Annotated in this window: 23 protein-coding genes and 1 tRNA gene; 7 read left to right on the top strand and 17 right to left on the bottom strand. The window is 61.2% G+C overall.

The window, feature by feature from the left end; genetic code table 11:
• Position 1 precedes the first annotated feature (1 nt).
• The 8 genes from hscA to trmJ form a co-directional block, all read right to left on the bottom strand.
• On the bottom strand, positions 2-1864 hold the full coding sequence (gene hscA / locus HU766_RS11995; protein ID WP_186656973.1) for a Fe-S protein assembly chaperone HscA: 1863 nt from the start codon (positions 1862-1864) through the stop codon (positions 2-4).
• A 42-nt stretch (positions 1865-1906) separates the two neighbouring features.
• Positions 1907-2428, bottom strand: coding sequence for a co-chaperone HscB (gene hscB, locus HU766_RS11990; RefSeq protein WP_033701187.1), 522 nt, complete (start codon positions 2426-2428; stop codon positions 1907-1909).
• 8 nt (positions 2429-2436) lie between these two features.
• Positions 2437-2760 carry an iron-sulfur cluster assembly protein IscA gene (gene iscA / locus HU766_RS11985; protein WP_186656970.1) on the bottom strand — a complete coding sequence of 108 codons (324 nt, stop codon included), beginning with the start codon at positions 2758-2760 and terminating at the stop codon, positions 2437-2439.
• Between the two features lie 28 nt (positions 2761-2788).
• Positions 2789-3175: a Fe-S cluster assembly scaffold IscU gene (gene iscU / locus HU766_RS11980; protein ID WP_003248539.1), complete on the bottom strand. Its 387-nt coding sequence runs from the start codon at positions 3173-3175 to the stop codon at positions 2789-2791.
• Between the two features lie 46 nt (positions 3176-3221).
• Positions 3222-4436, bottom strand: a complete 1215-nt coding sequence (locus HU766_RS11975; protein ID WP_033701189.1) for an IscS subfamily cysteine desulfurase — start codon at positions 4434-4436, stop codon at positions 3222-3224.
• A 46-nt stretch (positions 4437-4482) separates the two neighbouring features.
• A complete protein-coding gene (gene iscR / locus HU766_RS11970) occupies positions 4483-4974 on the bottom strand; it encodes a Fe-S cluster assembly transcriptional regulator IscR (protein ID WP_027595541.1) in 492 nt (163 codons plus the stop codon).
• A gap of 179 nt (positions 4975-5153) precedes the next feature.
• Positions 5154-5930 carry a serine O-acetyltransferase gene (gene cysE / locus HU766_RS11965; protein ID WP_186656967.1) on the bottom strand — a complete coding sequence of 259 codons (777 nt, stop codon included), beginning with the start codon at positions 5928-5930 and terminating at the stop codon, positions 5154-5156.
• Between the two features lie 3 nt (positions 5931-5933).
• The gene (gene trmJ / locus HU766_RS11960; protein ID WP_186656963.1) at positions 5934-6689 is read right to left on the bottom strand and encodes a tRNA (cytosine(32)/uridine(32)-2'-O)-methyltransferase TrmJ; all 756 of its coding nucleotides are present in this window, start codon (positions 6687-6689) and stop codon (positions 5934-5936) included.
• 151 nt (positions 6690-6840) lie between these two features.
• Here trmJ and suhB point away from each other — a divergent pair, with 151 nt between their 5' ends.
• A complete protein-coding gene (gene suhB, locus HU766_RS11955) occupies positions 6841-7659 on the top strand; it encodes an inositol-phosphate phosphatase (RefSeq protein WP_033701193.1) in 819 nt (272 codons plus the stop codon).
• A 123-nt stretch (positions 7660-7782) separates the two neighbouring features.
• Here suhB and HU766_RS11950 read toward each other — a convergent pair whose 3' ends face one another.
• The gene (locus HU766_RS11950) at positions 7783-8376 is read right to left on the bottom strand and encodes an acyl-homoserine-lactone synthase (RefSeq protein ID WP_186656961.1); all 594 of its coding nucleotides are present in this window, start codon (positions 8374-8376) and stop codon (positions 7783-7785) included.
• A gap of 138 nt (positions 8377-8514) precedes the next feature.
• Between HU766_RS11950 and HU766_RS11945 the strand changes: the two genes are divergently transcribed.
• Positions 8515-8745 (top strand): hypothetical protein, encoded by a 231-nt coding sequence (locus HU766_RS11945; protein ID WP_027595536.1) that lies wholly within the window; start codon positions 8515-8517, stop codon positions 8743-8745.
• A gap of 3 nt (positions 8746-8748) precedes the next feature.
• Here the strand turns inward: HU766_RS11945 and HU766_RS11940 are convergent, their stop codons facing one another.
• Positions 8749-9465, bottom strand: a complete 717-nt coding sequence (locus HU766_RS11940) for a LuxR family transcriptional regulator (protein ID WP_052040694.1) — start codon at positions 9463-9465, stop codon at positions 8749-8751.
• A gap of 339 nt (positions 9466-9804) precedes the next feature.
• Here HU766_RS11940 and HU766_RS11935 point away from each other — a divergent pair, with 339 nt between their 5' ends.
• Positions 9805-11232: a class I adenylate-forming enzyme family protein gene (locus HU766_RS11935; protein ID WP_186656959.1), complete on the top strand. Its 1428-nt coding sequence runs from the start codon at positions 9805-9807 to the stop codon at positions 11230-11232.
• A 54-nt stretch (positions 11233-11286) separates the two neighbouring features.
• Here the strand turns inward: HU766_RS11935 and HU766_RS11930 are convergent, their stop codons facing one another.
• The 6 genes from HU766_RS11930 to queA form a co-directional block, all read right to left on the bottom strand.
• A complete protein-coding gene (locus HU766_RS11930; RefSeq protein ID WP_186656957.1) occupies positions 11287-11835 on the bottom strand; it encodes a glycine zipper 2TM domain-containing protein in 549 nt (182 codons plus the stop codon).
• 119 nt (positions 11836-11954) lie between these two features.
• A complete protein-coding gene (gene secF, locus HU766_RS11925; protein ID WP_186656955.1) occupies positions 11955-12863 on the bottom strand; it encodes a protein translocase subunit SecF in 909 nt (302 codons plus the stop codon).
• 10 nt (positions 12864-12873) lie between these two features.
• On the bottom strand, positions 12874-14736 hold the full coding sequence (gene secD / locus HU766_RS11920) for a protein translocase subunit SecD (protein ID WP_033701200.1): 1863 nt from the start codon (positions 14734-14736) through the stop codon (positions 12874-12876).
• Between the two features lie 64 nt (positions 14737-14800).
• Entirely contained in the window at positions 14801-15136 is a 336-nt protein-coding gene (yajC, locus tag HU766_RS11915; RefSeq protein ID WP_186656941.1) for a preprotein translocase subunit YajC, read from the bottom strand.
• A gap of 42 nt (positions 15137-15178) precedes the next feature.
• Positions 15179-16294 carry a tRNA guanosine(34) transglycosylase Tgt gene (gene tgt / locus HU766_RS11910; protein WP_077068621.1) on the bottom strand — a complete coding sequence of 372 codons (1116 nt, stop codon included), beginning with the start codon at positions 16292-16294 and terminating at the stop codon, positions 15179-15181.
• A gap of 14 nt (positions 16295-16308) precedes the next feature.
• Positions 16309-17358 carry a tRNA preQ1(34) S-adenosylmethionine ribosyltransferase-isomerase QueA gene (gene queA, locus HU766_RS11905; protein WP_186656939.1) on the bottom strand — a complete coding sequence of 350 codons (1050 nt, stop codon included), beginning with the start codon at positions 17356-17358 and terminating at the stop codon, positions 16309-16311.
• 107 nt (positions 17359-17465) lie between these two features.
• Here queA and HU766_RS11900 point away from each other — a divergent pair.
• The 4 genes from HU766_RS11900 to HU766_RS11885 all read left to right on the top strand — a co-directional run bounded on the left by HU766_RS11900 (position 17466) and on the right by HU766_RS11885 (position 20088).
• A tRNA-Leu gene (locus HU766_RS11900) sits at positions 17466-17550 on the top strand.
• 207 nt (positions 17551-17757) lie between these two features.
• Positions 17758-18966, top strand: coding sequence for an integrase arm-type DNA-binding domain-containing protein (locus HU766_RS11895; RefSeq protein ID WP_186656937.1), 1209 nt, complete (start codon positions 17758-17760; stop codon positions 18964-18966).
• Positions 18966-19754 carry a hypothetical protein gene (locus HU766_RS11890; protein ID WP_186656935.1) on the top strand — a complete coding sequence of 263 codons (789 nt, stop codon included), beginning with the start codon at positions 18966-18968 and terminating at the stop codon, positions 19752-19754. The genes HU766_RS11895 and HU766_RS11890 overlap by 1 nt, the downstream gene beginning before the upstream one ends.
• A 109-nt stretch (positions 19755-19863) precedes the next feature.
• The gene (locus HU766_RS11885) at positions 19864-20088 is read left to right on the top strand and encodes an AlpA family phage regulatory protein (protein ID WP_186656933.1); all 225 of its coding nucleotides are present in this window, start codon (positions 19864-19866) and stop codon (positions 20086-20088) included.
• Positions 20089-20153: 65 nt separating this feature from the next.
• Here the strand turns inward: HU766_RS11885 and HU766_RS11880 are convergent.
• A partial coding sequence (locus HU766_RS11880; protein WP_186656931.1) for a transposase occupies positions 20154-20637 on the bottom strand: 484 nt, incomplete at its 5' end.

The raw sequence follows: 20637 nt of genomic DNA, 5'->3' as shown, positions 1-20637 counted from the left end.
GTTACTCCTCGATCTCATTCAGGTTGCGCCCGGCCAGTGCGGCTTTGACCGTCGAATCAAGGCGACGGGCGGCAAATGCGTCGGTCACCTGCGACAGACGCTTGGTCTGTTGCTCGATGGCAGGGCCATCGGTGCCGGCCAGCAAATCACGTAGTTCTTGCATCTGGAATTCAATGGCTTCGCGTTCTTCGCTGCTGAGCAGCCGCTGGCCATCGGCGTCCAGGGCGCCCTGCACCGCTTCGAGCAGACGCTCGCCATCAACCTGGTGTTCACGCAGCTGACGCGCCTGCTTGTCGGTGCCTGCGTGCTCGAAGGAATCCTTGAGCATGCGGGCGATCTCGCCGTCGGTCAGGCCGTAGGATGGCTTGACCTGAATGCTGGCCTCGACCCCCGACCCCAGTTCGCGGGCCGCGACGCTGAGCAGGCCATCGGCATCGACCTGGAAGGTCACGCGGATCTTCGCGGCGCCGGCAACCATCGCCGGGATGCCGCGCAGTTCGAAGCGCGCCAGGGAGCGGCAGTCGCTGATCAGCTCGCGTTCGCCCTGCAGCACGTGGATCATCATGGCCGACTGGCCATCTTTATAGGTAGTGAATTCCTGGGCACGCGCCACCGGAATGGTGGTGTTGCGCGGAATCACTTTCTCCATCAAGCCACCCATGGTCTCAAGGCCCAGGGACAGCGGGATGACATCGAGCAGCAGCAACTCGCCACCTTCGCGGCGGTTGCCAGCCAAGGTGTCGGCCTGGATGGCAGCACCGATGGCCACCACCTGGTCCGGGTCGATCGAGGTCAGCGGGGTGCGGCCGAACAGGCTGCCGACAGCGTCACGTACGCGGGGTACGCGGGTCGAACCGCCTACCATCACCACGGCACCGACCTCTTCCAGCTCGACGCCGCTGTCGCGCACGGCGCGGCGGCAGGCCTTGAGGCTGCGGGCGACCAACGGCTCGATCATGGTCTCGAAGGCCGCGCGGCTCAGCTCGCCCTGCCAGGCGCCGTGGCGGACGCTGACAACGTCGGCATCGGTCAGGGCTTCCTTGGCGGCGCAGGCGGCCTGCAGCAGCTGGCGCTGGGTGGCCGGGTCCAGATCGGAGGACAGGCCAGCCTGCTCGATGATCCAACCAGCAATGGCATGGTCGAAATCATCGCCGCCCAAGGCGGTATCGCCGCCGGTGGCCAGGACTTCGAAGACACCGGCCGTCAGGCGCAGGATGGAAATATCGAAGGTACCGCCACCCAGGTCATAGATGGCCACAACGCCTTCGGCGTTCTGGTCCAGGCCATAGGCCACGGCCGCTGCGGTCGGCTCGTTGAGCAGGCGCAGCACATTGAGGCCGGCCAGGCGCGCAGCGTCCTTGGTGGCCTGGCGCTGGGCGTCGTCGAAATAGGCCGGCACGGTGATCACCGCCCCCACCAGATCGCCGCCGAGGGTTTGCTCGGCGCGCTCACGCAGCACCTTGAGGATATCGGCGGACACCTCCACCGGGCTTTTCGGCCCCTGGACGGTGTCGATGAACGGCATGTGCGACTCACCGCCAATAAAGCGGTAAGGCAGCTGTTCGCCCAATTGCTTGACGTCGGCCAGACCACGCCCCATCAGGCGCTTTACCGACAGCACGGTGTTCAGTGGGTCGCTGGAAGCGGCATCGCGCGCAGCCTGCCCGACTTCGCTGCGCCCTTCGAGGTAGCGCACCGCAGACGGCAGAATGACATTACCCTGCGCATCGGGCAGGGGCTCACTACGACCGCTGCGCAAGGCGGCGACCAGAGAATTGGTGGTACCCAGGTCGATACCCACCGCCAGGCGACGCTGGTGCGGCTGAGGGGTCTGACCGGGTTCGGCGATCTGCAGTAGGGCCATGCTTATCTGAATACCTTAGGCGTCATCACGAAAGACACCGGGTTAATCGTCGAGGCGCTCTTCCAGTTGGCGCACTTCTTGGGCGAGCTTGTCGAGGAATTGCATGCGGCGCATCAGGCGCTCGGCCTTCTCGCGCTCGTCTGCAACGTCCCAACAGGCGGCGAAGTCCTCGTTCAGCGTGTCCTGGGCGACCTTGAGGCGCTTCTTGAACACGCCGACACCCTCAAGGTCGGCTTCGTCCTGCAGCTCTTCGAGCTCTTCGCGCAACTGCATCTGCTGCAACAGGAAGTCGGGGTCGTGGACCGTGACTTCCTGAGGCACTTCATGGCCACCGATGGCCAGCAGGTAGCGGGCTCGGCGCGGCGCATTACGCAGGGTCTGGTAGGCGTCGTTGAGGGCTGCGGATTTTTCCAGCGCTACGCGCTGCTCACGCTCGGAGGCGTCGGCAAAGCGATCAGGATGGACTTCGCGGGCCAGCTCGCGGTAGCGAGTGGCCAGCTTGTCGAGATCCAGGCGGAAGCTTGGCTGGAGGTCAAACAGTGCGAAATGACAAGGAGTACCCACAGCCAGCCTCAGACGTTGAAGCTTTCGCCGCAGCCACACTCACCGCGCACGTTGGGGTTGTTGAACCTGAAGCCTTCGTTCAACCCTTCCTTGACGAAGTCCAGTTCGGTGCCGTCGAGGTACACCAGGCTCTTGGGATCGATGATCACCTTGACGCCATGGTTCTCGAACACCGTGTCTTCGTCAGACAGCTCGTCGACGAACTCCAGCACGTAGGCCAGGCCCGAACAACCGGTGGTGCGCACGCCCAGGCGAATACCTTCGCCCTTGCCGCGCCCCTCGAGGGAACGCCGCACATGGTTGGCGGCGGCTTCTGTCATGCTGATAGCCATCAGAACTCCTTACCTCGCAACAGGCGACTTAGATCAAGCCTTTCTTCTGCTTGTAATCGCGTACGGCTGCCTTGATGGCATCCTCGGCGAGTACCGAGCAGTGGATCTTGACCGGCGGCAACGCCAGTTCTTCGGCCAGCTGGGTGTTCTTGATGGTTTCGGCTTCGTCCAGGGTCTTGCCCTTCATCCACTCGGTGGCGAGGGAGCTGGAGGCGATAGCCGAACCGCAGCCGTAGGTCTTGAACTTGGCGTCTTCGATGACGCCCTGCTCGTTGACCTTGATCTGCAGACGCATCACGTCACCGCAGGCCGGCGCGCCGACCATGCCGGTACCGACATCCGGGTCCTCGGCATTCATCTTGCCGACGTTGCGCGGGTTTTCGTAGTGGTCGATGACCTTTTCACTGTATGCCATGGTGCAATTCCTTCCTCATCAGGGAGCCGCTCTTGCCGGCGACTGCTTAGTGGGCGGCCCACTCGATCTTGGAGATGTCAACGCCGTCTTTGTACATGTCCCACAGCGGCGACAGCTCACGCAGTTTGTTAACGGCCTCGCAGACTTTCTGCGCGGCGTAGTCGACTTCTTCTTCAGTGGTGAAGCGGCCGAAGGAGAAGCGGATCGAGCTGTGCGCCAGCTCGTCATTGCGGCCCAGAGCGCGCAGTACGTACGACGGCTCGAGCGAAGCGGAGGTACAGGCCGAACCGGACGATACCGCGATGTCCTTCAGCGACATCAGCAGCGACTCGCCTTCGACGTAGTTGAAGCTCAGGTTCAGGTTGTGCGGTACACGGGCGGTCTGGCTGCCGTTGACGTACAGCTCTTCGAGGTCCGAAACCTGCTTGAAGAAGCGGTCGCTCAGGGCCTTGATGCGCACGTTTTCACTGGCCATCTCTTGCTTGGCGATGGCGAACGCCTCGCCCATGCCGACGATCTGGTGGGTTGGCAGGGTGCCCGAACGCATGCCGCGCTCATGGCCACCGCCGTGAATGATTGCCTCGAGGCGCACACGCGGCTTGCGGCTGACGTACAGTGCGCCGATGCCTTTGGGGCCGTAGACCTTGTGCGCCGAGAACGACATCAGGTCGACCTTCAGCTTCTGCACATCGATCTCGACCTTGCCGGCCGACTGGGCCGCGTCGACATGGAACAGCACGCCGCGCGAGCGGGTCAGCTCACCGATGGCGGCGATGTCGTTGATCGAGCCGACTTCATTGTTGACGTGCATCAGCGAGACCAGAATGGTGTCGTCGCGCAGCACGGCCTCGACCATGGCCGGGGTGACGATGCCGTCTTCGCCTGGCTCCAGGTAGGTGACTTCGAAACCTTCACGCTCGAGCTGGCGAGCGGTATCCAGGACCGCCTTGTGCTCGATCTTGGAGGTGATGATGTGCTTGCCCTTGGTCTGATAGAAGTGCGCGACACCTTTGAGTGCGAGGTTGTCGGACTCGGTGGCACCGCTGGTCCAGACGATTTCACGCGGATCGGCGTTGATCAGTTCGGCGACCTGGCGACGACCGTTCTCGACCGCTTCCTCGGCTTTCCAGCCGAAGACGTGGGAGCGCGAAGCCGGGTTACCGAAGTTCCCGTCGACCAGCAGGCAGTCGGCCATCTTCTGGGCGACACGTGGGTCGACCGGGGTGGTCGCGGAGTAATCGAGGTAGATCGGCAACTTCATGGATATCTCCTATCAGGCGGTGGCGTCGCTCGTCGCTGTTATAAGGTCAGTCGACGGCGGACGTCTCAATCTTGTCCAACTGGGCGGAACGGCCTGCGACACGACGCAGGTCCTGGCGCTGGGCGACTTCCTGCACCTCACGGCGCTTGACGAGGTCGGCCAGGCTGATGCCGCTGAGGAATTCATGGATCTGCTGGCTGAGATCGCACCACAGGTGGTGGGTCAGGCAGGTATCACCGGCATGGCAATCCCCAAGGCCCTGGCAACGGGTGGCATCGACCGATTCGTTGACCGCGTCGATGACCTGAGCCACCTGGATGGTTTCCATGCCCCGCGACAGCTGATAGCCACCGCCTGGACCGCGCACACTGGATACCAGGCTGCTGCGGCGCAGCTTGGCGAACAGCTGCTCCAGATAAGAGAGGGAAATGCCCTGGCGCTCGGAAATGTCGGCCAAAGACACGGGCCCATGCTGCGCGTGCAACGCCAGGTCAAGCATGGCTGTCACGGCGTATCGGCCTTTAGTAGTCAGTCGCATGGCTATTGGGTACCACGGGAGTTACAGGATGTGAGCGAGTATGCGATTCCCGAGCATTTAAGTCAACTATTAGACCTACTGCTTTAGTCGGGTTTTACGTCGGGGGGCGGGCGCGATTGTAGCAGACGAGGGGCGCGAGCACACGCCCCGTATGTCACCACGGCTTCAGCGCGACGCGATCAATGCGACTGAGTGTCGCGCTGGGCGGCCTCGGTGAAGTCATCCTCCGGCAGCGCCGGCAACTCTTTGGCACAGTAGTCGCTGCCCATCTTGGTCAGCGCGCCGCACATGCCCTCCAGGCGCTCATCCACCGCTTGCAGGTGGTCGAGCATCTGCCCGATGGCACGTGCGACCGGGTCTGGCATGTCGCCACTGACGCCATACGCATCGAAACCGATCTTCTCGGCCATGGCCTTGCGCCGGGCTTCGACTTCGTTTTCTTCGCTCTTGACGATGATGCGGCCCGGGATACCCACTGCGGTCGCCCCCGCCGGCACGGCCTTGGTCACCACCGCATTGGAGCCGATCTTGGCCCCGGCACCGACGGTGAACGGGCCCAGCACCTTGGCCCCCGCCCCCACCACAACGCCGTTTTCCAGGGTCGGATGGCGCTTGCCTTTATTCCAGCTGGTGCCGCCCAGGGTCACACCCTGATAAAGCGTGACGTCGTCGCCGATCTCGGCGGTCTCGCCGATGACGATCCCCATGCCGTGGTCGATGAAGAAACGCCGGCCAATGGTGGCGCCAGGGTGGATCTCGATCCCGGTCATCCAGCGCCCGAAGTTCGACACCAGCCGGGCCAGCCACTTGAAATCACGCGTCCACAAGGCATTGCCCAGCCGGTGCAGCCAGATGGCATGCATGCCCGGGTAGCAGGTCAGCACCTCGAAAGCGTTGCGCGCTGCCGGGTCACGATGGAATACGCTTTGAATATCTTCACGCAGGCGTTCGAACATCTGTCAGTCCTTCCTTTTATGCGGTTCGCCCCGAGCCACTTTCTGGGTCTCGGTGAGGATGCCGCGCAAAATGCTCATTTCCGGACGGTTCACCGAGCTGCGCCCGTACAGCCGGCGCAGGCGCGCCATCAGGTGCTTGGGCTTCTCGGGGTCAAGGAAGCCGATGTCCACCAGGGTCTTTTCCAGGTGGTCGTAGAACAGCTCCATTTCGTCCATGGTCGCCAGCTCGCTGGCGTCGGCCTTCTCGACTTTCGCCGGGGCATCCTCGGCTGCCAGCCAGGCCATGCGCACCTCATAAGAGAGCACCTGGACCGCGGCGGCCAGATTCAGCGAGATGAAGTCGGGGTTCGAGGGAATGTGCACGTGGAAGTGACATCGCTGCAGTTCGTCGTTGGTCAGGCCGGCGTGTTCGCGACCGAACACCAGGGCGATTTCCTCGCCGCCCAGCGCATGCTCCACAGCCTTGGCCCCGCATTCGCGAGGGTCGATCAATGGCCAGGGGATGCTGCGCTCGCGGGCACTGGTACCCATCACCAGGTTACAGCCGACCAGCGCCTGCTCAAGGCTGTCGACAACCTGGGCGTTACCCAGCACATCGTCGGCGCCCGAGGCCCGGGCACTGGCTTCGGCATCGGGAAACGCTTTTGGCTGCACCAGCACCAGACGCGACAAGCCCATGTTTTTCATGGCACGCGCAGCGCCGCCGATGTTGCCGGGGTGGCTGGTATTGACCAGAACAACACGAATATTTTGCAGCACGGTGTTGTGCTCTCAGAGGCAGATATCAGGGCCTTCGATCTTACAGAACCGACAGACGTAACGCCATGAAAGCAAATGTGACACTTCTGCCGTCAAAGTTTTCTGCTAGAATGATCGGCTTTCTTCTTTAACATCTCCAGGTGACCCGCCCATGCAGCCTATGCTGAATATCGCCCTGCGCGCCGCTCGCAGCGCCAGTGAACTGATTTTCCGCTCCATCGAACGCCTGGATAGCATCAAGGTCGATGAGAAAGAGGCCAAGGACTACGTTTCCGAAGTCGATCGCGCCGCCGAGCAGAAAATCGTCGACGCCCTGCGCAAGGCCTACCCGAACCACTCCATCCAGGGTGAAGAGACCGGCATGCACGCGGGCACCGGCGAAGAAGGCAAGGACTACCTGTGGATCATCGACCCACTGGACGGCACCACCAACTTCCTGCGCGGCATCCCTCATTTCGCTGTTAGCATCGCCTGCAAATACCGTGGTCGCCTTGAGCACGCTGTGGTTCTCGACCCGGTTCGCCAGGAAGAATTCACCGCCAGCCGTGGCCGTGGCGCCCAACTCAATGGCCGCCGCCTGCGCGTCAGCTCGCGCACCAGCCTGGAAGGCGCCCTGCTGGGTACCGGGTTCCCGTTCCGTGACAGCCAGATGGCCGACCTGGACAACTACCTGGGCATGTTCCGTGCCCTGACTGGCCAGACTGCAGGCATCCGCCGCGCAGGCTCCGCCAGCCTGGACCTGGCTTACGTCGCCGCCGGCCGCTTCGATGCATTCTGGGAGTCGGGCCTGTCCGAGTGGGACATGGCTGCAGGCGTACTGCTGATTCAAGAAGCAGGCGGCCTGGTAAGCGACTTCAACGGTGGCCACGACTTCCTCGACAAGGGCCACATCGTCGCGGGCAACATCAAGTGCTTCAAGGCAGTACTGACGGCTATCCAGCCGCACCTGCCAGAGAGCATGAAGCGCTAAGTACCGTTGGCGTTATAAAGAAGCACCCCTCGGGGTGCTTTTTTTATGGCGACGTATTGTGCTCGACACTTCACCAGCCTTACAACGTATTGATATAACAGCCGCACGGCAGCCGTGGCCTATTCAATGGCAGTTATTCTTGATGGCCGCCTCCAATGCCGAGGTCGCCTTCTCATTCAACTCGATGCGCAACGCCACCGCACGCTCGACACCAATTTGCAACGCCGGGCCGAAGCGGCTGATATCCAACCCCAGGCGGATCAACATTTTCTCGACCCCCACCGTGGTCACCGTGACAAACTGTTCCACGCCACAGCCAATGGCATAATTGACGATCGCATGAATGGCCTGCGTGGTGCCCTGGGAGAAGCCGAACCGATTGCCGTCCGGCAGTTCGATGGCAAAGCGGCTGAGCTCCCAGATGGCGTCGGAGCACGGTGCAGGATGCCCATGCAGCAGTTCGGGGAAGGTATGCGCCAGCATGTTCGGGCCCGTGGTCGGCAGTATCCGCCAGCACCCACAGACATAGCCCGCCTCGTCATCGCGGTTGATGATCATGTAATAGGGGTCGAGCGCATCGTAGCCATCGATCTCCATGTCATTGATCAGCGGGATGTCCCACATCTTTTTAACTTTGAAGATACGTGCCCGAAGTTTATGCATGGCATTCAGCGCTTGCGGGTCGATGTTAGTGCGGCGATCAATGGAGATAAGCATAGGGGCAATTACCGGCAGGGGTTTGAATTGCCACCCACGGTATATTCATGCCGGTTAAATAAAATCCTACCTAATTTGGGAGGTGGCCGACATTAACCAGACTTGTTAATTTTTCGGCTTTTGCAGGATTGATTCCCGATGAAGCTACTCAATACCTCAGCTGTGCGCGAGGTCGCCCATCAAGCCATCAGCCTGCGCCTGGGCCTCAAGCAGAGCCAGACCGAATTCTGGTCAAGGTTCGGCATCAGCCAGGCCTGCGCCAGCCGCATCGAATGCACCAGTCAAGTGCCCGCGCCGGTGTATATCCTCCTGCGCCTTTACCTCAGCGGTCGCCTGGAGGAAAGCGACCTGGCCCAACGCCCGCAGTGACACTCAGGGCGTGATCGATTTTTGCTGGATGGCTTTGAGCACCGCCATCTGGCGCGAGCTGACCTGGAACTTGCGGCGGATGTTCTTGAAGTGGAAGTCGATGGCCGAGGTCGTGCACGACAGAATCATCGAGATTTCCCAGGTGGTCTTGCCTGCTGCGCTCCACTGCAGCACCTCTTTTTCCCGGCTCGTCAGGTGCACGGGTGTGGAGCATTCGATGCGTGCCTTGAGCATCCCCTCCATCGCGTAATCGCGCAGCAGGGTCGCCATAGGCAAGGACTCGATCATCGTAGCAGTCGCTCGCGGACCACTTTCAGAGGGTTTCAGGCAGAGCATGCCCGCCTCGCCGCGCGGACCATGCAAGGGCAGCGCAAGGCCTTGCTGCAAGCCATGTGCGGCGGCTTCTTCGAAGAATTCCGACTCTGAGGGACGGCGGTAGTTGTCCCGGTCCCAGAGCAGTGGCCGGTTTGCGTTCAGGCAGTGCTGAACCACCGGATCGACCGCAGCGTAGGACTCGGCGTCGTAACGTGTGCGCCACGCATCAGGGTAGTCGCTGTAGATCAGCACCTGCTGATTGGCGTCAGTGGGCGCAGGCTTGAGACCGATCAGAAAGTTCGAGTATCCCAGCTTGCGAGTCAGGATTTTAAGGTGAGCCAGCCAGTCCTCAAAGCGCTCCATTTCGCTGAGTCGTAGCAGCTCATCCATTACCAGTAGGGTCATTCCCTTCCTCGTAGGCACCGTTTGACGGTGGTCTCATGGCGAGACAACACGCGAGGGAATATCGACTCCCTCATTCAGGTGGGTCGATAAGATAGTTACATGGCACATTGAAATCAACGTGCATAGAGTGCTCGCCGACGAGAAGCAAGCGGTCGCAGACACTAGTCAGTTGCCCAACCCGCCACAACCTCCCTGTTCTGGGAGGTACCAGGGGCTGCGCGCAGCCTATTTACTAGCGTGGCACCAGCCTGCACCGGCAGGCAGCACCACGATGCACATGGACGGCACGGGAAAACACCTGAAGCTGTATTTCGGCTGACCCACAAGGAGCCCTCCTGCATGTTCCAGCAACAGTTCTTCAGCATGGTTGCGCGCCATCGCGACTACCCGGCGGTCGTCGACAGCCATGGCAAAACCCGCAGCTACGGCGAACTGCTGCAGGACATCGACCAGTTACGCGCCAGGCTGCATGCCGCAGGCCTGCGCGAAGGTGATGTGGTAGCCACTCAACTGGGCAACAGTACCGGTTATGTGGCGCTGCTGTTTGCCATGGCGAGCCTGGGGCTGATTCACTGCCCCGTGAGCGTGGCCAGCAGCAAGCACCAGCGGGCAATGCGCCTGGGCCAGGTCGGCGCCGCCCTACTGATCACCGAAGCCGGCATCGTGCCGGCGGGCCTTGGTGTACCAGGCTTTACCCTCTACTCGCCCACACCTGTCAACCTCAAGACCCCAGCGTGGCGCGACTGCGCCGGGCTGATGCGCATGCAGGAAACCTCAGGCAGCACCGGCGCACCCAAACTTGCGCTGTGGCGCCAGGACCGGCTGTACCGTGAAATCATGCATTGGGTAGACAGCGCCGGCCTGGACGCCGGTGCGCGCTACCTGAATATCCATAGCCTCGATGGCGGGCATGCAGTAGACCTGCATGTATTCCCGGCTTTGCTGACGGGTGCGACGCTGTACCTGGGTGATGCGACCCAGGTTGAGCACACCCTGCGCACCCTGCACGAACAGCGCATCAGCGTGATGAGCGCACTGCCGTCGCAGTACCTGGAGCTGGCACAGGCCGCACAGAACACCGGCATCCGCCTGCCAGCACTGAGCAAACCTTTCTGCGGCGGCGCCTACCTGGACGACCATGTGGTGCTGGAAAGCGAGCGCCACCTGGGCGTGCACCTGAAAAGGATCTACGGCTCGACGGAGTTCGGCATGGTCCTGGCAAACTTCACGCCGAACCTGCAGGTCGGCTGTGGCATGCGCCCGGTAGGTGATGTCGAGGTGACGCTGGAACCGCTGGACCCCGCGCAACCGGAGGTAGGCGAAATCATCGCCCGCTCCACGCACCGCGGCTCGGGGTACTTCCCACCTGCACCGATCCCTTGCGAGGACCAGGCCTATGCCACCGGCGATATCGCCCGGCGCCTTGCCGACGGCAGCCTGATGCCGCTGGGGCGCGCGACGGATGCCCTGCTCACGCAACAAGGCATGCAGTTTGCCCCCGCCCTGGAAGCGCAGATCGCACAGGCCATGAAGTTCGAGCGCGTGATGGTACTGGTAGACGAGCAGGATCGCCGGCGCGCCCATGTGATTGTGCAAGGCAACACAGCTGACGCGCATGAGCGGTTGGCGGAACTGGCCGGGGGGCTGGAACGCCTGGGCATTAGTGCCAGTATCGCAGTGCTTGAACGGATACCCATGACGCCGACCGGCAAGCCGGACCGTGCCCGGCTTCGCAAGCAGCTAGGCGCGCAGCAACAACTACGCTAGACCGGCTTGGGAGCGGGCTCGCCAGCCCGCCCCTCTAGCTCGGCAATATGAGCGTTACTGCCCGGCCTGGTTCTCACTGAGAATCAGCTTGCCATTCTTGTCCAGGGGGATGGTCGAGCCCGGCTCGCGGTCCATCTTCACCTGCCCCGCCTGGTCACCAATGGTGTACTTCACGTTATAACCAACGACCTTGTCGCTGATGTCATTGACCGTATTGCAGCGGGTTTGCGTCGTGGTGTAAGTGTCACGCTGCTGCATGCCTTCCTGCACCTTGTTACCGGCATAGCCACCACCGACCGCGCCGGCCACGGTGGCGATCTTCTTGCCGGTACCACCACCAATCTGGTTACCCAGCAGGCCACCGGCCAGGGCACCCACGACCGTACCGGCGATCTGGTGCTGGTCCTTGACCGGCGCCTGCCGCGTCACGGTGACGTCCTTGCAGACCTCACGCGGTGTCTTGACCTGCTGCTTGATCGGCTGCACATCGGTGACCTGGGCGTACTCCGGCCCTTTGTTCACCAAGCTGTAGGTCGCCACAGCACCTCCGGCAGTTACACCGACAGCACCCAGTACCGCACCCACCAGCATTGATTTATTCACCTGAACCTCCTGATCTTCCCTGCGGGACATAGCCCGCCTTCTCCCTGCCTTGGAGCAAAAAAAAAGGCGCGAGTTCAATACTCGCGCCTCTTGATTCGCCAAACGGCGTAGGAAAGCCCTTACGGACGCTCGTCCACACCTTCGGTCTTGGCTGGCGGAATCAGGTCTTCACTGTTCAGGTTCAGCCAGATCAGTACCACGTTGGCGATATAGATCGACGAGTAGGTACCGGCCAAGACCCCGATGAACAGCGCCAGCGAGAAGCCGAACAGGTTGTCGCCACCGAAGAACAGCAGTGCGGCGATGGCCAGCAAGGTCGACACCGAGGTGGCGATGGTACGCAGCAGGGTCTGGGTGGTCGAGACGTTGATGTTCTCGATCAGCGAAGCCTTGCGCATCACACGGAAGTTCTCACGCACCCGGTCGAATACGACAATGGTGTCGTTGAGCGAGTAACCGATGATCGCCAGCACCGCCGCCAATACCGTCAGGTCGAAGGTGATCTGGAAGAACGACAGGATACCCAGCGTCACCACCACGTCGTGGATCAGCGAGATGATCGCGCCCACGGCGAACTTCCACTGGAAGCGGAAGGCCAGGTAGATGAGGATGCCGCCCAGGGCCAGGAGCATGCCCATACCACCCTGGTCACGCAGCTCTTCACCCACCTGCGGGCCTACGAACTCGACGCGCTTGAGCGTGGCCGGGTTGTCGCCGCCGGCTTTTTGCAGTGCCTCGGCTACCTTGCTGCCCAGTTGCGGGTCATCGCCCGGCATACGCACCAGCAGGTCGGTGGTTGCGCCAAAGCTCTGCACCACGGCCTCGTGGAAGCCGGAGTCGACCAGTTCGGCACGTACCGCCTTGAGGTCGGCCGGGCGCTCGTAGGTCAGCTCGATGAGCGTACCGCCGGTGAAGTCCAGGCCAAAGTTCAGGCCCTTCTGCCACCAGCTGAACAGCGCCAGGACGGTGAGGAGCACAGTGATGGCGAACGCGACATTGCGTACGCCCATGAAGTTGATGGTTTTCATCGCAGCTCCCTCAAACCCACAGCTTCTTGATGTCACGCCCGCCGCAGGTCAGGTTGACCATTGCGCGGGTCACCATGATGGCGGTGAACATCGAGGTGAAAATCCCGAGGGACATGGTGACCGCAAAGCCCTTGACCGGGCCGGTACCCATGGCGAACAGGATGCCGCCGACCAGCAGGCTGGTCAGGTTGGCGTCGATGATCGCGGTAAAGGCGCGGTTGAAACCTTCATGGATGGCGCGCTGCACCGACATGCCGGCTTTGAGTTCCTCACGGATACGCGAGAAGATCAGCACGTTGGCGTCTACCGCCATACCCATGGTCAACACGATACCCGCGATACCCGGCAGGGTCAGGGTCGCGCCCAGCAGCGACATCAGCGCCAGCAGCAAGACCATGTTGCCCGCCAGGGCGATGGTGGCGATCACGCCGAAGCCGCGGTAGATGGCGATGATGAACAGCGAGACGAACAGCATGCCCCACAGCGACGCATCGATACCCTTGGTGATGTTGTCCGCACCCAGGCTTGGGCCAATGGTACGTTCTTCAGCGAAGTACATCGGCGCAGCCAGACCACCGGCACGCAGCAGCAGGGCCAGCTCGGACGATTCGCCCTGGCCGTTCAGGCCGGTGATGCGGAACTGGCTACCCAGCGGCGACTGAATGGTCGCCAGGCTGATGATCTTCTTCTCTTCCTGGAAGCTCTGTACCGGCACTTCCTTCTCGACGCCGTCGACGGTCTGCTTGACGTAGCGGGTGACCGGCTTCTGCTCGATGAAGATCACCGCCATGCTGCGCCCGACGTTGCTGCGCGTGGCGCGGCTCATCAGCTCGCCGCCGTGGCCATCCAGGCGGATGTTCACTTGCGGGCGGCCGTGCTCGTCGAAGCTGGCCTGGGCGTCGGTAACCTGGTCACCGGTGATGATCAGGCCACGCTCGACCGGGGCGGAGCGGCCGCCCTCGCGGAATTCGAAGACCTCGGTGGTTGCCTTGGACGCGCCAGGTTCGGCACCGAAGCGGAACTCAAGGTTAGCGGTCTTGCCGAGGATACGCTTGGCTTCGGCAGTGTCCTGCACGCCTGGCAGCTCGACCACGATACGGTTGGCGCCCTGACGCTGAACCAGCGGCTCGGCCACGCCCAGCTCGTTGACGCGGTTGCGCACGGTGGTCAGGTTCTGCTTGATCGAGTATTCGCGGATCTCGGCGACTTTCGCCTGAGTCAGCGCCAGACGCAGCACGGCGAGGTCATTGCGCTCGGTGGCCGTCAGGTCGAAATCGGAGAAATTCTTGCGGATCAGGGCACGTGCCTGCTCGCGGGTTGCATCGTCAGCGAAGCCCAGCATGATGCCGCCATCCTGCTGAGGCAGGCTGCGGTAGCGGATGCGCTCTTTGCGCAGGAGGGTTTTGACCTCCCCTTCGTACACCTTCATACGGGCGGTCATGGCCTTGTCCATGTCCACTTCCAGCAGGAAGTGCACACCACCGGACAGGTCCAGGCCCAGTTTCATCGGGCTTGCACCCAGGTTACGCAGCCATTGCGGAGTGGTCTGGGCCAGGTTCAGGGCCACGACGTAATCATCGCCCAGTGCCTTGCGCACTACATCCTTGGCTGGAAGCTGGTCTTCCTGGTTGGTCAGGCGAATCAGCGCACTGCCCTTTTCACCCAGGCTGGCGCCCTTGACGGTGATACCGGCATCGGTCAGCGCCTTGGAGACGCGATCGAGGTCGGCCTGGTTTACCTGCAGCGCCGAACTGGCACCACTGACTTGCACCGCCGGATCATCCGGGTAGAGGTTGGGAGCGGAATAAATAAAACCGATCGCCAGTACCAGCAGGATCAGTGCGTATTTCCACAGAGGGTATTTGTTCAGCATCACGCCGCCCGTTCAAGACGCGGGGCGCGTTGCGCGCCCCGACTGGAAAAATAAAACCGGTAACTCAGATAGCCTTGAGCGTACCTTTTGGCAGGGTCGCGGCGATGGCGCCCTTCTGGAACTTCAGCTCGACGGTGTCGGAAACTTCCAGCACCACGAAATCATCGGTGACCTTGACGATCTTGCCGGCGATGCCGCCGTTGGTGACAACTTCGTCACCTTTTTGCAAGTTGCCCAGCAGGTTCTTCTGCTCTTTGGCGCGCTTGGCCTGTGGACGCCAGATCATCAGGTAGAAGATGACCAGGAAGCCGACCAGGAAGATCCACTCGAAACCGGTACCGGCTGGGCCGGCGGCAGGTGCTGCTGCTTCCGCGTAAGCGGCGGGAATCAGAAAGCTCATGAGGCACTCCATTACTGAGTTTTAATATTTAAGTGCTGACAATCAGCCCAAAGGCGGCACAGGCAGCCCGCGTTTGGCGTAGAAGGCGTCGACAAAGGCGGCCAATTTACCCTGTTGAATAGCCTCGCGTAAACCGGCCATCAAGCGCTGGTAATGGCGCAAGTTGTGGATGGTATTCAGCATGCTGCTCAACATTTCGCCGCATTTGTCCAGGTGGTGGAGGTACGCGCGGGAGAAGTTGGTGCAGGTATAGCAATCGCAGGTCGGATCCAGCGGCGACTCATCGTGGCGATGGAACGCATTGCGGATCTTGATCACCCCGGTATCGACGAACAGATGGCCGTTGCGCGCGTTACGCGTCGGCATCACGCAGTCGAACATGTCGACGCCGCGGCGCACACCCTCAACGAGATCTTCCGGTTTGCCTACCCCCATAAGGTAACGAGGTTTGTCAGCAGGCATCTGGTCCGGCAGGTAGTCCAGCACCTTGATCATCTCGTGCTTGGGCTCGCCCACCGACAGGCCCCCGATGGCCAGGCCGTCGAAGCCGATGTTTTCCAGGCCTTCCAGCGAGCGCATGCGCAGGTCCTGGTACATACCGCCCTGGACGATGCCGAACAGCGCCGCAGTGTTGTCGGCGTGGGCGTTTTTCGAGCGCTGGGCCCAGCGCAGCGACAGCTCCATGGAGGTGCGCGCCACGTCGTGCTCGGCCGGGTAAGGGGTGCACTCGTCGAAGATCATCACCACGTCCGAGCCCAGGTCACGCTGGACCTGCATCGACTCTTCGGGGCCCATGAACACTTTGGAGCCGTCGACGGGCGAGGCGAAGGTCACGCCTTCCTCTTTGATCTTGCGCATGGCGCCGAGGCTGAACACCTGGAAGCCACCGGAGTCGGTGAGGATCGGGCCTTTCCACTGCATGAAGTCGTGCAGGCCGTTGTGCTTCTTGATCACCTCGGTGCCCGGGCGCAGCCACAGGTGGAAGGTGTTGCCCAGGATCATCTCGGCGCCGATGGCCTCGATGTCGCGCGGCAGCATGCCTTTGACCGTGCCGTAGGTGCCTACCGGCATGAACGCCGGGGTTTCCACGGTGCCTCGGGGGAAGGTGATGCGACCACGACGGGCCTTGCCGTCGGTGGCCAGCAGTTCGAAGGACATTCGACAGGTGCGACTCATGCTTGATCCTCGGGCCCGCGTGGCGCCGGATTGCGGGTGATGAACATGGCATCACCGTAACTGAAGAAGCGGTACCCCTGCTCGACCGCAGTCGCGTAGGCGGCCATGGTCTCGGGGTAGCCGGCGAAGGCCGAGACCAGCATCAGCAGCGTGGACTCCGGCAGGTGGAAGTTGGTGACCAGGGCATCGACCACATGGAATGGCCGGCCCGGGTAAATGAAGATGTCGGTATCGCCGCTGAATGCCTTGAGCACGCCGTCGCGCGCCGCGCTTTCCAACGAGCGCACGCTGGTGGTGCCCACGGCCACCACACGCCCGCCGCGGGCACGGCAGGCCTCAACCGCATCCACCACATCCTGGCTCACTTCGAGCCACTCTTTATGCATGTGGTGGTCTTCGATCTTGTCGACCCGCACCGGCTGGAAGGTGCCCGCGCCGACGTGCAGGGTCACGAAGGCTTGCTCCACGCCCTTGGCGGCAATCTGCTCCAGCAGCGCCTGGTCGAAGTGCAGGCCGGCCGTGGGCGCTGCGACCGCACCGGCACGCTCGGCGTAGACGGTCTGGTAACGCTCACGGTCGGCGCCCTCGTCGGGGCGGTCGATATAGGGCGGCAGCGGCATGTGCCCGACGCGTTCGAGCAGTGGCAGCACCTCTTCGGTGAAGCGCAGCTCGAACAGCGTCTCGTGGCGCGCGACCATTTCGGCCTCGCCACCGCCATCGATGAGAATCTGCGCACCCACCTTGGGCGCCTTGCTGGAGCGCACGTGGGCCAATACCCGGTGGCTGTCGAGCACGCGTTCGACCAGCACTTCCAGCTTGCCGCCGGAGGCTTTCTGGCCGAACAAGCGCGCCGGGATAACCCGGGTATTGTTGAATACCATCAGGTCGCCCGGGCGCAAATAGTCGAGCAGATCGGTGAATTGCTGATGTACCAAGGCGCCGCTCGGCCCATCGAGGACCAGCAGACGGCTACCATGGCGCTCGGCCAGAGGGTGGCGGGCGATCAGGGAATCGGGGAGTTCGAAGGAAAAATCGGCGACGCGCATGATGATGTTCGGTTCGGCAGGGCCGGGAAGTTTAGCCCAATGTGTGAAAATTGACCATGAAACCCGATTGACCGACCCGAGGCACCTCTCTATACTGCGCGCCACAAGCCCTGATGGCGGAATTGGTAGACGCGGCGGATTCAAAATCCGTTTTCGAAAGGAGTGGGAGTTCGAGTCTCCCTCGGGGCACCATCATATAGTTCCAAGCGGTCCCTACCAGACCCGGAACACCAGAGAAACCGGCCACTGAGCCGGTTTTTTTGTGCCCATTGTTCCCAGTGATTCCCTTGTAAGCCCCAAAGTATGTGAGTAGATTTGTGAGTAGGACGAGTTCGGTCCAGAATCCTACTCACATACCGACCGCAATCCAGCGCGGTTCGGCACTGCAAGGGAATAGCCGTGGCGCTCACAGATACCGCCATCCGCACCGCCAAACCCCGCGACAAGCTCTATCGCCTCGCTGACGCCCAGGGCCTTTGCCTTGAGGTGACGACCGCCGGCGGGAAGCTCTGGCGCCTTCGCTACCGATTCGAGGGCAAGGCCAAGATGCTGGGCCTGGGCGCCTACCCCGCCGTCACACTTGCCCAGGCACGCGAGCGCCGGGATGCCGCGCGAAAGTTGCTGGCACAGGACATAGACCCAAGCGCACATAAACAGCAGGAAAAGGCCGCTGCCGCCGCCCAGGTGCTGACGCTCGAAGTGCTAGCGCGGGAATGGTACGACTACAACCAGCCACGATGGGCGCCAGCCACCGCATCGAAAGCGCTGCAGTACCTGGAGTCGGACATATTCCCGGTGATTGGCAAACGGCCCGCTGCCGAGGTGCAACGCCCTGAGCTGGTTGACCTGGTGCGCAAGATCGAGCGGCGCGAGGCATTCAACGTCGCCCGCAAGGTTCGCCAGTGGCTGAGCCAAATCTTCCGTTTCGGCTTGGCCAAGGGCGTGGTACCCGGCAACCCCGCCACCGATCTGGACGTGGTAGCCGCGCACGCCCCGCGCACTCGCCACCATCCGCACGTATCAGAAGGCGAACTGCCCGAGCTGCTGGAAAAACTGGACGCGGCCCAGTGTGAAATCACCAGCAAGATCGCCATTCGCCTGCTAATGCTGACAGCAGTGCGACCCGGTGAGCTGCGGCTGGCGCCCTGGGACGAGTTCGACCTGGAGTCAGCTACCTGGACAATCCCTGCAGCACGGATGAAGGCAAGGCGCCCTCACATCGTCCCGCTCCCTCGTCAGGCCGTGGTTCTGCTGCGTACCCTGCATGAACTGACCGGCTCCTATCCCCTCGCCTTCCCTGGCCGCAATGATCGGTCCAGGCCAATGAGCGAGAACACGGTGAATAAGGCGCTCTCCACTATGGGTTACGAGGGGCGTCAGACTGGCCACGGCTTCCGCCATATGCTGAGTACCAGCCTCAACACCCGGGGCTACAACCGCGACTGGATCGAGCGACAACTGGCACACGGCGATCAAGACTCAATCCGCGACACGTACAACCATGCGCACTACCTGGAGCAGCGAAGGGAAATGATGCAGAACTGGGCAGATGAGATTGACGCGCTGTGCGCTGGCGCGAACATAGTATCTATTCGGAGCGCTTCCTGATGAGCAAACTCAGTAAGTTTAAAAGACTTATCTCCATTACGGAGGCCGCAGATCTACTTTCTAGACTGATAGATCAAAAGGTTAGCGTAGATGACATCAGAGACCTAGTACTAGAAGGTTGTCTTCACGCCAACATACCATGCTCAGCAGAACTATTCAGAGTAGATTTTTTCTACAACAGCGATGACGCTGAAATACCCAATTTAACACTCAGCACATCTTTGGGGGAAAAATTTGGTGAGTGCTCATATATCGACGCACCATTATTCAACTTAGCTATAGGCAATGAGGGCTTCTCCTATATCTTAGTGGATGAAGCTTTGAATTTCTACGCGCTACGAAGCACCGAAACCGGCGAACTCATAAGCGACGACAGAGCAACAGGGCCTCAACTAGACGACGCAAGATTCTACCCCAAAGAAATTTATGACCTAGCTGCGAATGCTAATAATGACTCTTGGAGTGAGCCGGTAGAACATAAGCCTCTCGAAAATCTAGGTGGCAACTACCCTAACCGCCTATACAACATGCCTTTAACCCCCAGCGACAAGTTTCTACTACCCTCTACTCTACCCATGCACAAGCCAGAATCACCATCTTCAATACTGGCTCTTGGGGCGATAATTGAAGTAGTTACAAGTACAGAATCCAAAAACCGAAATCAATCCTCACTAATAGAAGAAATACTTGATGGGTATGAGCTTCGCGGTTTGAGCAAAAGCAACCTTGAGAAAATGTTCTCGCAGGCCAACCGCAAGCTGATCGAAGCAAGGGCAGCGAAAGACTGACTGCAATTGCAACTGCAAAACTGTTTTTTGCAGTTGCAATGACTCTCCGATCACCTCCCGCCAGCATTGCCATCGTCGATTACCGAAACCGCCCTAGGAGGCGCAGACGATGGCTACTCTTACCAACACCACCCCACCCGCTCGCCGCTTCATCAAGCGCCAGGACGTAGAGTCGATCACCGGCCTGTCCTGCACCGAGATTTACCGCCGTATCGCGGCTGGCGCTTTCCCCAAGCAAGTCACCCTCGGCCCGAAGTGCGTCGTGTGGATCGAATCTGAGATTCATGCCTGGTGTGACGAGCAGATCGCAGCCAGCCGTGGGGAGGTAGCGTGATGACCTGCCTTGGCTCCACTGAGTGCGATCCATGAACCCCACCTACCGCCAGATGGAGCCTCGATTTACCGTTGCATCTCCGGTGAGCAGTTCCACGGCAGCAGCGCTTCGTAGTCCTCTACCGACGAGGCATGCGGCAACCGCTCCAGTACGTGGCGCAGCCACGTATAGGGCTCTTGGCCGTTGGCCTTCGCGGTCTCGACCAGGCTGTAGATCTGTGCACTGGCCGCAGCACCCTTGGGCGTGTCGCTGAACAACCAGGCCTTGCGCCCGATGACAAACGGCTTTATCGCACGCTCTGCCAGGTTATTGTCGATCGGCAAATGGCCGGCCTCGACGTAGCGCTCCAACCGACTCCAGTTGTTCGCCAGATAGTGCACCGCCTTGCCCAGCACGCTTTGCGGTGTGACTTGGGACTGCGTCTTGTCCAGCCAGCTCTTCAACTGGCCGAGGATCGGCAGGCTTCGTTCCTGGCGACCGATGAACCGCTGGTCATCGCTGACATCCTTGAGTTCACGCTCGATGCCATACAGCTTGTTGATCATCGCC

Source organism: Pseudomonas sp. SWRI77 (assembly GCF_014269105.1).
Taxonomy (GTDB): Bacteria; Pseudomonadota; Gammaproteobacteria; order Pseudomonadales; family Pseudomonadaceae; genus Aquipseudomonas; species Aquipseudomonas capeferrum.
This window is presented reverse-complemented; position numbering and strand designations above follow the sequence as displayed.

What these genes read in the sequence shown, in the direction of transcription:
- HU766_RS11975 (WP_033701189.1), bottom strand. Translation starts at nt 4,436, where the DNA reads ATGAAGTTGCCGATCTACCTCGATTACTCCGCGACCACCCCGGTCGAC.
- iscR (WP_027595541.1), bottom strand. Translation starts at nt 4,974, where the DNA reads ATGCGACTGACTACTAAAGGCCGATACGCCGTGACAGCCATGCTTGAC.
- HU766_RS11885 (WP_186656933.1), top strand. Translation starts at nt 19,864, where the DNA reads ATGGCTACTCTTACCAACACCACCCCACCCGCTCGCCGCTTCATCAAG.
- HU766_RS11950 (WP_186656961.1), bottom strand. Translation starts at nt 8,376, where the DNA reads ATGCTTATCTCCATTGATCGCCGCACTAACATCGACCCGCAAGCGCTG.
- HU766_RS11940 (WP_052040694.1), bottom strand. Translation starts at nt 9,465, where the DNA reads ATGACCCTACTGGTAATGGATGAGCTGCTACGACTCAGCGAAATGGAG.
- cysE (WP_186656967.1), bottom strand. Translation starts at nt 5,930, where the DNA reads ATGTTCGAACGCCTGCGTGAAGATATTCAAAGCGTATTCCATCGTGAC.
- iscA (WP_186656970.1), bottom strand. Translation starts at nt 2,760, where the DNA reads ATGGCTATCAGCATGACAGAAGCCGCCGCCAACCATGTGCGGCGTTCC.
- tgt (WP_077068621.1), bottom strand. Translation starts at nt 16,294, where the DNA reads ATGTCCTTCGAACTGCTGGCCACCGACGGCAAGGCCCGTCGTGGTCGC.
- suhB (WP_033701193.1), top strand. Translation starts at nt 6,841, where the DNA reads ATGCAGCCTATGCTGAATATCGCCCTGCGCGCCGCTCGCAGCGCCAGT.
- queA (WP_186656939.1), bottom strand. Translation starts at nt 17,358, where the DNA reads ATGCGCGTCGCCGATTTTTCCTTCGAACTCCCCGATTCCCTGATCGCC.
- HU766_RS11890 (WP_186656935.1), top strand. Translation starts at nt 18,966, where the DNA reads ATGAGCAAACTCAGTAAGTTTAAAAGACTTATCTCCATTACGGAGGCC.
- secD (WP_033701200.1), bottom strand. Translation starts at nt 14,736, where the DNA reads ATGCTGAACAAATACCCTCTGTGGAAATACGCACTGATCCTGCTGGTA.
- secF (WP_186656955.1), bottom strand. Translation starts at nt 12,863, where the DNA reads ATGAAAACCATCAACTTCATGGGCGTACGCAATGTCGCGTTCGCCATC.
- HU766_RS11945 (WP_027595536.1), top strand. Translation starts at nt 8,515, where the DNA reads ATGAAGCTACTCAATACCTCAGCTGTGCGCGAGGTCGCCCATCAAGCC.
- yajC (WP_186656941.1), bottom strand. Translation starts at nt 15,136, where the DNA reads ATGAGCTTTCTGATTCCCGCCGCTTACGCGGAAGCAGCAGCACCTGCC.
- iscU (WP_003248539.1), bottom strand. Translation starts at nt 3,175, where the DNA reads ATGGCATACAGTGAAAAGGTCATCGACCACTACGAAAACCCGCGCAAC.
- HU766_RS11935 (WP_186656959.1), top strand. Translation starts at nt 9,805, where the DNA reads ATGTTCCAGCAACAGTTCTTCAGCATGGTTGCGCGCCATCGCGACTAC.
- hscA (WP_186656973.1), bottom strand. Translation starts at nt 1,864, where the DNA reads ATGGCCCTACTGCAGATCGCCGAACCCGGTCAGACCCCTCAGCCGCAC.